The following is a 12,884-nucleotide window of genomic DNA, read 5'->3' as shown; positions in this document are numbered from 1 at the left end:
TGATTTCGGCTTCCCCAAGGCTCAAGAACAGTCCCATGCGCATCAAGCGATTCCTCTCCCTCCTGGCCATCCTGATCGTCCTTTCTTGGACGATAGAGTTCCATTGGATCCCCCACGCCGCCGCGGATGCCACGCCCCCCGTCCTCACGGAATTGACCCCCGTCACCACCCCCACGAACGACCCCACGCCCTCGTACGTGTTCAACAGCACCGAAACGGGGACGATTTTCTACGGTGGTTCCTGCAATTCCGTAACGACGCTGGCCGAGAGCGGCAGCAACACCATTACGTTCAATGCGTTGGGGGCGGGGACGTATGCCGGTTGCACCATCACCGTGCAGGACGGTTCAAGCAATACGTCCGATGCCTTGCCCGTCACTTCCTTTACCGTGGACTTGTCGGCACCGGTGATCGATTCGTTCAGCAGCACCACCACCGCCACCACCGCAACGATAGGCGTCACCACAACGGAGAACGCTTCCTGCCGTTTCTCCGTCGTTTCCGGCACGCCGTACGCCAGCATGACCCCCTTCGAAACCACGGGAACCATGTCGCACAGCCACACCTTCACCAGCTTCACGCCAAACACCACATATACCTACTATATCGTCTGCCGGGATCCGGCAGGGAACGACAGTGCACAGGGGTCGCTGGAGTTCCGCACGAGCGCGGATACCACTCCTCCCACCCTCGCGCAGGTGACACCCGTGCCCACGCGCACCAAGGACACCACGCCCGACTACACCTTCAGCAGCACCGAATCGGGCACCATCTCCTACGCGGGCTCCTGCACATCCCCTACCACGGCAGGCGTGCCCGGCAACAACACCATCACTTTCAGTGCTTTGGGGGAAGGGACGTACTCCGGTTGCACCATCCGGGTGACCGATGGCGCCACTAATCCTTCCAGCTGGCTGGCGGTTTCCACCTTTACCGTTGACCTCACTCTTCCCGTGCTCGCCGTGGTCTCGCCCGTCACCACTCCCACCTACGACACCACGCCAAGCTTCACATTCTCCTCCACCGAAGCGGGCACCATCACGTACGGGGGTTCCTGCACGTCCGCCTCCACCAACGCCGTTGCGGCGAATAATGCCATCAGTTTTTCAGTACTGGGGGCGGGGACGTATGCCGATTGTACGGTCACCGTAACGGATACGGCGGGGAATGCGAGCCTTGCCCTCGGCGTGCCGTCTTTTACGATCGATGTGGCTGCACCCATCCTATCCGGCGGGTCGCCGACGGGGTCCCTGGCTGCGTATACCACCACCGCCACCCTCTCCGTGACCACCAACGAGAACGCCACCTGCAAGTATGGCACGGTCGCGGAGACAGCCTATGCCGCGCTCCCCAACACCCTCTCCGGCACGCTCCTCACCCATACGGGCGCACTGACGGGCTTGGTCAACGATACGACATACACGTACTACGTGCGGTGCCAGGATACCGCGGGGAACAGCAACGGCTCCGACTACACCGTCACCTTCAGCGTGAGCGCGGATAGCACCGCCCCCGTGATCGCGGAGGCCGTTTCCGTTCCCACACCCACTCTGGATAACACCCCGAGCTACACTTTCACCAGCACCGAGGCCGGTACCATCACGTACGGGGGAGGCTGTACATCCGTGACGCCGAATGCAGTGAGCGGCAGCAATACCATCACCTTCTCATTGCTTGCGGACGCCACGTACGGCGCCTGCACCATCACGGTCACGGACGCGGGGGACAACCCCTCCAACCTCCTCACGCTTACGAGCTTCACGGTGGATACCACTGCTCCGATCCGTTCCGCGGGCGCTCCCTCCGGCACGCTCCCGACGGGGACCACGGGCGCCACCCTCTCCGTGACCACCAACGAGAACGCCACCTGCAAGTATGGCACGGTCGCGGAGACAGCCTATGCCGCGCTCCCCAACACCCTTTCCGGCACGCTCCTCACCCATACGGGCGCGTTGACGGGCCTGGCGAACGACATCACCTATACCTACTACGTGCGGTGCCAGGACGCCACGGGGAATAGCAACGGCTCCGACTACACCGTCACCTTCAGCGTGAGCGCGGACAGCACACCGCCCGTGATCCAGGAGGCGGTGCCGGTGCCCACGCCGACCTTGGATAACACTCCCACCTACACCTTCACCAGCAACGAACCCGGCACCATCACCTACGGGGGAGGCTGCACGTCCCTCACCGAGGAGGCGGCGAGCGGGAGCAACGTCATCACCTTCGCCACGCTTGCGGACGGCACCTACGCCGCCTGCACCATCACGGTTACGGACGCGGGCACAAACCCCTCCAACATCCTCACCCTCACGAGCTTCACGGTGGATACCGCCGCCCCCGTCCGTTCCGCGGGCGCTCCCTCCGGCACGCTCCCCGCGGGGACCACGGGCGCCACCCTCTCCGTGACTACCAACGAGAACGCCACGTGCAAGTACGGCACTGTCCCCGGTACCGCCTACGTCGCGATTCCCGGAACCCTCTCCGGTTCTGCCCTCACACACACGGGCGCACTCACCGGCCTTCTTGACGGCTTGTCGTACAGCTACCACGTGCGGTGCCAGGACGCCGCGGGGAACAGCAACGGCTCCGACTACACTGTCTCCTTTTCCATCGCCGTTCCCGACATCATCCCGCCCATCCTCCAGGAAGTGACCCCCGTCACCAACCCCACCCGTGACAACACTCCCAGTTACACCTTCACCACCAGCGAAGCCGGTGCCATCACGTACGGGAGCGGTTGCACCTCGCTCACCGCCGCCGCCGCAACCGGTTCCAACACCATCGCATTCTCCACCCTTCCCGATGCCACCTACGCCCTCTGTACCATCACCGTCACCGACGGTTCGGAAAATCCCAGTAATGCCTTGGCGGTAACGCTCTTTACGGTGGATACCGCGGCTTCGAATGTCGCCATCACGGCGCCCGCGGGTGCATCCACCGCCACGGGTGGCACTGTCATCAGCTTCACGAACAGCGATCCCCTGGACCCCGAGTGTTCGGTGGACGGCGCCACGTGGACCAATTGCGTCTCCAATACGACGACGCTCGGAAACATCACCGGTTGGAATTCCGTGGCGTCCGGTTCCACCTTCACGCTCACCGTGCGCGACACGGATCTAGCGGGGAACGTGGGCAGCGGTTCCGTGTCCCTCACCCGCTACCAGGAATCCACTCCTCCCGTCCTCTCCGCCGGCTCGCCTTCCGGAACGTTGGCCGCAGGGACGACCGCCGCCACCCTCTCCGTGACCACGAACGAGAACGCCACGTGCAAGTACGGCACGGTCGCGGCCACCGCGTTCGCCGCCCTCACTCGCACCCTCTCCGGCTCCGCTTTGACGCACACGGGCGCCCTCACCGGCCTCACCGCCGGATCCCGTACGTACTACGTCCGCTGCGAGGACGGGGCGGGAAATGCGAATACGGATGATTACTCCATCACCTTCACCATTGCCGCGCCCGCGGCGTCCTCTTCCTCATCTTCCTCCGAGGACGGGGGTGGAGGCGGGGGCGGTGGCGGAGGAGGCGGAGGGGGCAGGTATGTTCCGGCGAGTTCCGTTTCCTCGGCCGGTTCCAGCTCTTCGGAGGAGGAAGCCACCCATCCCGCATCGGAACTCCCCTCGTACCGCGGCTACCTGCGCGTCGTCGTGGGAGGGGAGACCCTCTCCTTCACGGATGTGCTCGTCACCGAGTGGTACGCCCCCCACGTCTTCGCGCTCGTCACCCGGCAGATCGTCTCCGGGTACGCCGACAGCATGGGGAACCTCCTCTCCCTGTTCCGTCCCGCCAACCAAGTGACGTACGCGGAGATAGCGAAGATGGCCATCCAGGCTTCGGGGCAGGCGGCACCGGCCTCCGTGGAACCGCTGTCGGTCGATAACCCCCATGCGAGGGGGCACTGGTCGGAGCGCTACGTTGCGCAGGCGGAGGAACTGCACTTCACGGCGTACAGCATCCCCATCACCCTGGATATTCCCGCGCCGCGCTGCGCCGTGGTCCTCACCTTCCTGGAGGCGTTCGGCTACAACCTGGATACGCCCACGGCCTCCCCGTACACGGATCTCCCCGTCACCCATACGTGCGCCCCCGCCATCCTTACGGCCACCCGCCTCGGCATCGTTTCGGGGGACAAGGATGACAAGGGGAACCCCACGTGGACGGTGCGTCCCACCCAGCCCATCAACCGTGCGGAAACGAGCAAGATCCTCGCCCTCCTCATCGCGCTCCAGTCGCCCTCCTCATCGGCTTCCTCGGCACCCGCCTCCTCCGCATCCTCCTCTTCCACCGGGGAAGTGCCCACGGCCGCCCTGCGCTACAAGATCTCCGTGCACTCCACCATGCTCCGCGCCTCCCCCGATTCCGAAGGGCGCGTGCTCGCCACGCTCACCAAAGACACCGAAGTCCTCCTGCTCTCCTCCATCCCCGGCAAGCCCTGGCTGCGGGTGCGCCTGAGCGACGGCGTGGAAGGGTACCTCTACCTGTTGACCGTCACGCCGGCGCGGTGACACGGAAGGCCTGTCTCACCTGTTGGTATCCGGAACCGCATGGGCCGGAGATTGCTTCTTAATCTCTCCTTAATCTCGTCGGTTTATCCTATACTATCCCTCTCCCTATGCACATCCTCCTCATTGAAGACCAGAAGAAGCTGGCGGGGAACATCAGGCAGTTCCTGGAACTGGAGCACTATGCCGTAACCGTGGCGCACGACGGCAAGGAGGGTTTCGAGAAAGCCATGACGCAGGAACCCGACCTCCTCATCCTCGACATCAACCTTCCCGGCATGGACGGGTACCTCATCTGCCACATGCTGCGCCAGAATAAGAAGACCATGCCCATCCTCATGCTCACGGCGCGCGGCAAGCAGCAGGAGGTGGTGCATGGGCTCAACATCGGGGCGGACGATTACTTGGTGAAGCCGTTCGATTTGGACGAGCTCCTGGCGCGCGTCCGCGCCCTCCTGCGCCGCCAGGCGCCCGAGAAGCAGGCGCGGCTCTCCGCCGCCGGCGTCACGGTGGACACCAACACGCAGGAAGTATGGAAGGGGAAGAAGAAAGTGGAGCTCTCCCCCAAGGAGTACGCGCTCTTCGAGTTCCTCCTGCGCAACAAGGGGCAGGTGCAGGACCGCCCGCGCATCATCGAGCACGTGTGGGGCGGCAGGGACGAGCTCATGTTCTCGCAGACCGTGGATGTGCACGTGGCGTACTTGCGGCGTAAGCTGGGGAAGGACGCGATCAAGACCGTTCCGGGGAAGGGATACCTTGTTCCCGCTTAATACCATGCATCTTTCTTCTCCCGTATCGCGTATGACGTATTGCGTAGTACGTATCTCCCCATCCAGCGCTAGCATACGTTATACGTAATACGTCATACGTCATACGCTCTCATTCTATGTTCCGCAGAATCAGCTACAAGATCGCGCTCCAGTTCACCGCCTTTGTCTTCCTCCTGTTCCTCGTCAACGGCGCGCTGTTCCTGGCCGCGGACGTACTCAGCACACACCGCCAGATGCGCTTCCGGCTGGAGAGGATGGCGCAGACCGTCGCGGTGCGCTTCGAGCTGGAGGGCATGCCGTTCAAGGTGATGGGCATGCCACCCAACCTGCGCGAGCAGGTACGCGTGCTGGATGCGGAGGGGAAGACGCTCTTTGCGGGCACATTCTTCGAGGACGTACCGGTGGATGCCCACCATCCCTGGGCGGAAGTGACGGTGGGGGACCGGGCGTACGTGATCCTCACGGACCCCTTCCTGCGCGACGGCCGGAGGGCGGGGTTCGTGCAGATCGCTGATGTGCTGCAGTATCCCCGCAAGGACTGGGGAGGACGCATCACCCTCTATCTCCTTGTGAGCGTTGCCGTCTCCGCCCTCACGTTCCTGGTGGGGCTCTTCTTCGCGCGGCGCAGCCTGAAGCCCGCCGAACAGATGGTGGAGCGGCTGGAGCAGTTCACGCAGGACGCCAGCCACGAGTTGCGCACGCCGCTCGCCGCGCTCCGTTCCTCCCTGGACTTGGCGCTGCACAACGGCAAGTACCGCGAGGGCATCGTCTCGGCCAAGGAGGACGTGAAGGAAGTCACCGTGCTCGTCGACAGGCTCCTGGAACTGGCGCGCCTCGACCGGTTCGTCCTCCGACCCGCCCCCGTAGACCTCTCCGCGCTTGTGTCCGATGCAGTGAAGAAGTTCCGTCCGCTGGCGAAGGAGAAGGGGATTGCGCTGGAGGGCGACGTTACGCCGGGCGTCTCCGTCACGGGTGACGTGCCCCTGCTCCGCCAGGTCCTGGGCAACCTCCTCTCCAACGCCATCAAGTTCAATAAGGAGAAGGGCGGGTCCGTCACGGTCCGCCTCACCAAGCACGCGTTCACCGTGCAGGATACGGGCGTGGGCATCGCCAAGAAGGAACTCCCGCACATCTTCAACCGCTTCTACCAGGCCAATTCCTCCCGTGCGGGCGAAGGGTACGGGCTGGGGCTGGCGTTGGCCAAGCGCATCGTGGAGCTGCACGGGTGGAAGATCGGCGTGAAGAGCAAGGTGCATGAAGGGACGGAGTTCGTGGTGGAGTTCGGGAAGTAGGAAGAGGGGAAGAGTCCGAAGATTCCGAGGATTCCGAGGAAAGTCAGAAATACGCTCGGTCTTTCCATGGGAAGCAGTTCGTCGGAATCCTCGGCAACCTCGGCATCCTCTTTGTCGGCATCCTCCATCCCCCTTAATCTCCTCTTAACGCCCCCCTCCTATACTCGCACTGTCGCGACCGTATTTCTTTCCCCTCTCTCACTATGAAGAAGTTCACCTTAGGAATGGTTGCAGGCGTATCGTCCCTCGCCATCGCCGTCCCCCTCCTCGCCCAAATGGCGGGTGCGGCGTCCAGCAGCAGCACGTCCGCACGGGCGGATTGGACGCCCCCCGTCTCCACGCAAGCGTGCGTGGAGGCGATGTCCGGCGTCGACGGGGCGCACCTCGCGGTCATGGATGCCATGACAGCCGCCCACAAGACAGCGCTGCAAGCGCGCAAGGATGCGCTCGATGCCGCTGCTTCCCTTGCGGATGACACGGCGCGTCAGGAAGCGGTACAAAAGGCGCAGGAAACTTTCCGCTCCGCGATGGAATCCGTCCAACAGTCCGATGCCATGAAGACGGCAATGGAAGCCATGCAGGAATCCTGCGGCGGTGAAGGCTTCGGCTTCAAGCGCGGCGGCATGGGCATGGGCATGGGCATGTTCGGGGGTGGCGAGAAAGGCCAGTTCCAGATGCGCGGAAACGCTCCCGCCGATCTCGCCGAGAAGCTCGGCCTCACGGCCGATGAGCTCCAGGCGGCGCTCGAGAGCGGCAAGACCATCCAGCAAATCGCAGAAGAGCACGGCGTCACCTTGCCGGAGAAGGCCGGCCGCGGCATGCGCATGCACTTCGGTTCCTTCCAATCCGGCCAGGACACAAGCGCCGGAAGCAACTGAACCCTTCACGTACGGGCATGATCCGGAGTTCGGAATACAAGGAAGAAGCCGCGGGAAGCGGCTTCTTTCGTATCGCGCGGCAGGGGAACGCTCAGGCAGCCGTGTGTTCCTCCAGGAACTGCTTGACGGTGTCCTTGGGCATGGCGCCCATGAAGCCCTTCACGGGCTTGCCCTCCTTGAAGAGCACGAAGGTGGGGATGCTCATGATGTTGAGCGATCCGGAGACGGCCCCGTTTTCGTCCACGTTCACCTTGGCGAATTTCACCTTGCCCTCGTACTCGGCGGAGAGTTCGTCCACCACGGGCCCCATGACCTTGCACGGGCCGCACCACGGCGCCCAGAAGTCCACGAGGACGGGGAGGGAAGACTTGATCACTTCTTGCTCGAAGGTTGCGTCGGTCACTGCGGTAGGCATAAGGGATGGAGAATGAAGAAGTAAGAATGAAGAATTATGATTTAGCGAGGGCGACGATGGATTTGAGGCGCGCGCTCTTGCGCGGCAGATGGGTGCCCGGGAACTCGTCCCGCAGCATCTTTTCCACGATGCTTGCGCGCGCGGAGGCGAACGAGGTGGAGATGGAGTGCGTGAGGTGCGACACCTCCTCGCAGGGGCGGCCGTCTTCCAGGTACGTTTTGAGCGCGTCGATCTGCCCTTGGATGCGGTTCAGGTGCCCGATGAGACGGGCGCAGGGGCGTGCAAGTGTCTTCTTCGGCATGGGTCGGGAGAGGGAATAGACAGGGGAATCATATACCCCCCACCCTATATTAGCAAGTGGGTACTGTACATCAAAATTCACAGCAGAATCGCTGTTTTCTATCAATACCCCTCCCCCTATCTCTTCTTCCAGAGGACCAGGACGGACGTGAGGATGTTCATGAGGGATGCCGTGAGGGCCATGAGGGGGAGCGTGATGTACCCGAAGGCGAACGTGATCTCCGTGCGTGCGCAGGAGATGCCGCTGGCGTCGCAGGGCTTGAGCGGATCGCCCGTAAACGGCAGCAGCGAAGCCTGCACCTGCTCCACGTAGTGGGCGACGGAAAACAGCAGCCCTATTTCGCTCAAGAAGAGCACGTACCACGCGACGTTGCGGTCCTTGCGCCACAGGGCGACCGCCAACAGCAGCGCCTGCGGGTACAGGAAGATACGCTGGAACCAGCACAGCTTGCAGGGGGACCATCCCGCAACTTCGGAAAAGAAGAGGCTGCCGCCCGTGGCGATGAGCGCCACGATGAACATCAACAGCAATCCATGGCGTTGGAGGAACGCTTCCCCCGTTTCCCCTTTCTTCAGCACGCGTTGGAGGAGCAGCGCGAGGAGCGCGAGGGATATCGCTTGGCCCGCAACCGTGAGGACGGCGAGGGCGGTGACGAGTTGCGGAGTGTATGTGGAGAGGAACATAAGACGGGCAGTGTACCACACCCGCGCCGTTCCGTCCTCTCCGGCATCGATCGCATGGGAAGAATCCCCCCTTTCTCATTGTACTTCGCGTCCAATGCGCCTACCGTCATCACAGAGTGCGTTGCGCGCGCCTTTCCCCCCGTTTTCCCATGCACCATCCGTTGCACAAGTCTTGCCTCGTGGAAGGTTGTTCCGCCCAGACGCACGGCAAGACCTACTGCCACGCGCACAACAAGAACAAGGGGAAGACGGTGGTGATTTCCGTGGAGCAGCGCGCGCGGATGCGTTCGGATTGCTGCAATGCGCCCGTCATTGACGGCGACCGGCACGAGTACGGCAAGCAGTACTGCATCAAGTGCAAGGCCGCCTGCTGCTGGCACACGCACATGGCCATCCTCATGGCGCAGCTGCGGGACTGATCCCCACACCCTTCACTCATCTCCTCTGCCGCCGCGTCTGCGGTGTTTTTGCGGGAGGGGTTGCTTCCTCCTGTGCGCCGAAGCCCGTGACCACGAAGCTGCGGCTCTTGGGGTCCCGCTCCACGCTCACCACGCCCAGCTTCGCCGCGTCCTGCAGCAGGTGGGTGAAGCTGCGGTAGCCGTAGTAGCTCTCGTCGAACGATGGCTTCTTGCGCTTCATGGTGTCCTTGATCATGGAGGCGTACAGCACCTCGTGGTTCTCCCGGCGCAAGGCCGCGGCCGCGTCCAGGAGCAGCGCGAACGCCTCGCGCTTCTTCTCCGGCAGCTGCGCCTCCAGCTGCGACACCACCTCGTGTTCCTCCTCCTGGCGTTCCAAGTCCTGGTAGTAGATGAATTCGTCGCAGTTATCGGAAAGCAGTTCCGAGGTGGAGCCGCGCATGCCGATGCCGATCACGTGCTTGCCGTTCTCCTTCAGCTTGGAGACGAGCGGCGAGAAGTCGCTGTCGCCGGAGACGATGACGAACGTGTCGATGTGCGGCTTGCTCCACGCCAGGTCCATGGCGTCCACCACCATGCGGATGTCCGCGGAGTTCTTGCCCGTCATGGCGCGCACGGGGATCTCGATCAGTTCGATGGCGGCTTCGTGGAACGGCTTGGTGTATTCCGGGAACCGGCTCCAATCCGCATAGGACTTCTTGACGATCAGCTTGCCCTTCTCCAGGAGCCGCTCCAGCACCTTCTGGATCTGGAACTGCCCTTTCTTCTGGTGCTGGAACCCCAGGGCGAGGTTCTCGAGATCGATGAAGACGGCCAGGTTGCGTTCGCTATCCAGCGTAGATACGGGCATGGGGAGGGGAGAATTCCGGAATGGCGCGTCCGGCTCGCGTACCGGCCCCTACTCTAGTCCCTTTTCACGATCATTTCCAAGGACAGCTCCACCTGTTCGGAGGCGGGAGGAACATGGGGGCTGCGGTTCAAAAAGGGCTCCCTGCCCGTGAAGACAGGGAGCCGCGCCCGCGTCGTGCCACCAGACCAACCAATCCGACGGGCGAATAGGGCAGTGTAGAACGCGTGAGAAGTCCGATGCAAGGAGAGTGTCCGTTATCATCGAGGGGCTGCTCTCTTCCAGCGGGTACGTTGGAGTGAACAGGGGCGGGGGAGCCGAGGCGGCGGGGGAGGGCACAAAAAATGGAGGTCTATAGGGTGATATAGACCTCCTACTGGACAGTCACGCACTGGCTGTCCAGCCTCCGACTGACGGATCCCTCAACCGGAGGTTGGACAGGGAGGGGAGTATAAGGAAAAGGGAGGAGAGGGCAAGAGAATGACGGAATGGAAACGCTCGCGCAAAGAAAAAAGAGGAAGTCCATGCGATGACGGACTTCCTCTCCGGGGCAGTTGGGGGGGTGAGTGGAACTGCCCTCTACCAGCGGGTACGCTGGGGTAAAAGGGGCGGGGGATCCCGCAAGTCCATCGCGAGATCCCCCTGCTGACAGCCGTAAGCCACCGAAGCGCTGTGCAGCCTTCGACTGACGGCACCATCAACCGTAGGCTGGACAGGAGAGGGAGTATAGAAGAGGAGGGAAGCGGAAGGGAAGGGGATTGAAAGAAAGGAGCAGATGACTCGTCTTCAGCACTGGTCACAGGGCAAATATTGGTTATACTTTCCATCGTTCCCGTTCCCCTGTAGCTCCCACCTTCGCCCCTGGTTACACTTCTCCACAGTTAACAGATGTGAGAGAAGAATCAGGTGGAGGCTACGGAGGGCGAGAGTTCTCCTCTACACTCGTTCCTTACATATCGGTCATTCTTCTTCCCCTGTAGCTCAGCGGTAGAGCAGGGCGCTGTTAACGCCAAGGTCGCTGGTTCGAATCCAGCCGGGGGAGCCATGAACCAGTCAACCGCAAGCGCCCTTTGGGCGTTCGTAGAGCTGATACGACGGAGCATGTGATACCATACGTGTATGAGTGACGCTGAAATAGGTTTTTGGATTGCGCTGATAGCTTGCGTTGTCGGGGGATCGTGGATTGTCAAAAGCAGGTCAAAGAAGAAGTAAGGAGGGGGTGCCTCATCTCCTTCCCTTCTTGGAGAATAGTATGTAGATCAAATAGACGGAGTAGATCAACAGGAGCGGCGCAAGGATCCAAACGGAAAACAGGGCGTATCCCGCGGCGACCACTCCCTCCATCGGTATGCAACAACCGCCGATCGGCGACTCATACGTTTTGCCTTCAAAGAAGAGGAAGAAGAGCGCGCAGAAGAACGGAATATACGCAACGAACAGCGCGGCGAGCTTGCCCTTTGTCGTCGTGAGAAATTTCATCAGAGAGGAGGGAAGGGAGGGAAGCGTCATTTCGTGTATTCCAAAATATCTCCCGGCTGGCAGTCCAACGCCTTGCAGATCGCGTCCAGCGTGGGGAACCGGATCGCTTTGGCTTTCCCGTTTTTTAAGATGGAAATATTGGCCATGGTGATGCCCACCCTCTCCGAAAGTTCGGTGACGCTCATTTTCCGTTTGGCCAGCATGACATCGAGGTTGACGAGGATGGGCATAGGCTCGGGTTACACGGTTAAGTCATGTTCCAATTTCATGTCCACGGCATTCCGGACCAGCTTCTGCAGAACGGCTGCGAACGTCGCAACGACCAGCGGGGCGGCCACAATGGCAGCGCCGATGAGTATGGCCCCCGGCGCGTCATCGAGTTCGGCGAGGACGGCAACCAGCGGCATTCCGGCTGCGTACAGCAGGCTCATGGCAATGGCGCAGTACTTGATCAGCATCAACGCCTGCACGGACGAGACGGAGAAGGCGTTGTTCGCATCAATGTACTGCAGCAATCGGAAGGCCTGGTACAGGGCGAAGAAGAACGGCAGGGGAGTGGCATACAAACCGATGAGTGCGGGATACATCACCGCCGCGGCTTCCGGTACGTTCCGGAGTGCCGTGTAGATCTGCGGGAACACCACCGCGCAGAGGACGAGTACGACGCCACCGATAAGGATGATGACTGCTTTTAAGAACAACGTGGAGGCGCGCTTGACGGGTGTAGTATGCATAGAAGGAGTGGATGGTGGTACGGCGTATTGAAGCACACCATTTATCGAATATCAATAAATACATATCGTATAACGATTGACACGGATGCATGCGGTTGCCGTATGGATCGGTGATTGGGTAGAGTTCCTCTTTGATGGACGTCACCGTCTTCTTCGCGCGGTTCTGGGGCAGCCTGTTTGCCATCCTCGGTCTGGCCTCCATGGGGGCGCATTTGTTGGGCAGGGTGATCGACTACACTAAAGATAAAACCATCACGATCTCCACCGGGTACATCACCTTCCTGTTGGGGCTCGTTACGGTGATTCTGCACAACATCTGGGTCGCCGATTGGAGGGTGGCCGTGACGATCTTGGGTTGGGTCACACTCTTGAAGGGCATCACCAAGGTCGCGTTTCCCGAACACGTCCACAAGAAAGCGCAAATGTTCAAAAAGCAGCAGACGCTGTGGGGGTTCGTCATCTTCCTCCCGGGCGCTTGGTTGTTTTGGATGAGTTGGTGATTCTGGCAAGCGCACCGGGGGAGGATGGCTTGCGCGGGAAGGTGGGGGGAGTAGAACTTACCATTAC

13 protein-coding genes and 1 tRNA gene are annotated in these 12,884 nt (G+C 61.6%); 7 read left to right on the top strand and 7 right to left on the bottom strand.

Translation table 11 applies throughout. The annotated features are described in order from the left end of the window. Positions 1–35 precede the first annotated feature (35 nt). From WC698_03840 to WC698_03825, 4 genes are all read left to right on the top strand, one after another. Positions 36–4,505, top strand: a complete 4,470-nt coding sequence (locus tag WC698_03840; GenBank protein MFA6039366.1) for an S-layer homology domain-containing protein — start codon at positions 36–38, stop codon at positions 4,503–4,505. A 107-nt stretch (positions 4,506–4,612) separates the two neighbouring features. Beyond that, a complete protein-coding gene (locus tag WC698_03835; protein MFA6039365.1) occupies positions 4,613–5,272 on the top strand; it encodes a response regulator transcription factor in 660 nt (219 codons plus the stop codon). A gap of 116 nt (positions 5,273–5,388) precedes the next feature. Then, positions 5,389–6,564 (top strand): HAMP domain-containing sensor histidine kinase, encoded by a 1,176-nt coding sequence (locus WC698_03830; protein MFA6039364.1) that lies wholly within the window; start codon positions 5,389–5,391, stop codon positions 6,562–6,564. A gap of 203 nt (positions 6,565–6,767) precedes the next feature. Then, positions 6,768–7,442, top strand: a complete 675-nt coding sequence (locus WC698_03825; protein MFA6039363.1) for a hypothetical protein — start codon at positions 6,768–6,770, stop codon at positions 7,440–7,442. A gap of 91 nt (positions 7,443–7,533) precedes the next feature. Here the strand turns inward: WC698_03825 and trxA are convergent, their stop codons facing one another. The 3 genes from trxA to WC698_03810 all read right to left on the bottom strand — a co-directional run bounded on the left by trxA (position 7,534) and on the right by WC698_03810 (position 8,841). Beyond that, positions 7,534–7,857 (bottom strand): thioredoxin, encoded by a 324-nt coding sequence (gene trxA, locus WC698_03820; protein MFA6039362.1) that lies wholly within the window; start codon positions 7,855–7,857, stop codon positions 7,534–7,536. A 34-nt stretch (positions 7,858–7,891) separates the two neighbouring features. After that, a complete protein-coding gene (locus WC698_03815) occupies positions 7,892–8,158 on the bottom strand; it encodes a metal-sensing transcriptional repressor (GenBank protein MFA6039361.1) in 267 nt (88 codons plus the stop codon). Positions 8,159–8,274: 116 nt separating this feature from the next. Then, positions 8,275–8,841: a disulfide bond formation protein B gene (locus WC698_03810; protein MFA6039360.1), complete on the bottom strand. Its 567-nt coding sequence runs from the start codon at positions 8,839–8,841 to the stop codon at positions 8,275–8,277. A 149-nt stretch (positions 8,842–8,990) separates the two neighbouring features. Between WC698_03810 and WC698_03805 the strand changes: the two genes are divergently transcribed. After that, positions 8,991–9,260, top strand: a complete 270-nt coding sequence (locus tag WC698_03805; GenBank protein ID MFA6039359.1) for a hypothetical protein — start codon at positions 8,991–8,993, stop codon at positions 9,258–9,260. A 16-nt stretch (positions 9,261–9,276) separates the two neighbouring features. Here the strand turns inward: WC698_03805 and WC698_03800 are convergent, their stop codons facing one another. Next, positions 9,277–10,107, bottom strand: coding sequence for an NYN domain-containing protein (locus tag WC698_03800; protein ID MFA6039358.1), 831 nt, complete (start codon positions 10,105–10,107; stop codon positions 9,277–9,279). Between the two features lie 967 nt (positions 10,108–11,074). On the opposite strand from WC698_03800, the gene WC698_03795 reads away from it, so the two are divergent. Then, positions 11,075–11,149, top strand: a tRNA-Asn gene (locus WC698_03795). A 179-nt stretch (positions 11,150–11,328) separates the two neighbouring features. Here WC698_03795 and WC698_03790 read toward each other — a convergent pair. The 3 genes from WC698_03790 to WC698_03780 are packed head-to-tail and all read right to left on the bottom strand — an operon-like array spanning position 11,329 to position 12,317. Beyond that, complete coding sequence (locus WC698_03790; GenBank protein MFA6039357.1) at positions 11,329–11,583, bottom strand: hypothetical protein; 255 nt, start codon at positions 11,581–11,583, stop codon at positions 11,329–11,331. 26 nt (positions 11,584–11,609) lie between these two features. Next, on the bottom strand, positions 11,610–11,813 hold the full coding sequence (locus WC698_03785; GenBank protein MFA6039356.1) for a helix-turn-helix transcriptional regulator: 204 nt from the start codon (positions 11,811–11,813) through the stop codon (positions 11,610–11,612). A gap of 9 nt (positions 11,814–11,822) precedes the next feature. Next, on the bottom strand, positions 11,823–12,317 hold the full coding sequence (locus WC698_03780) for a DUF2975 domain-containing protein (protein MFA6039355.1): 495 nt from the start codon (positions 12,315–12,317) through the stop codon (positions 11,823–11,825). Between the two features lie 134 nt (positions 12,318–12,451). Between WC698_03780 and WC698_03775 the strand changes: the two genes are divergently transcribed. Continuing rightward, positions 12,452–12,817: a hypothetical protein gene (locus WC698_03775; GenBank protein MFA6039354.1), complete on the top strand. Its 366-nt coding sequence runs from the start codon at positions 12,452–12,454 to the stop codon at positions 12,815–12,817. Positions 12,818–12,884 lie beyond the last annotated feature (67 nt).

The sequence above is a fragment of the Candidatus Peribacteraceae bacterium genome (assembly GCA_041661065.1).
Lineage (GTDB): Bacteria > Patescibacteriota > Gracilibacteria > Peribacterales > Peribacteraceae > CAIKAD01.
Note: the sequence above shows the minus strand (reverse complement) of the source record. Positions and strands in the feature narration are given on the sequence as shown.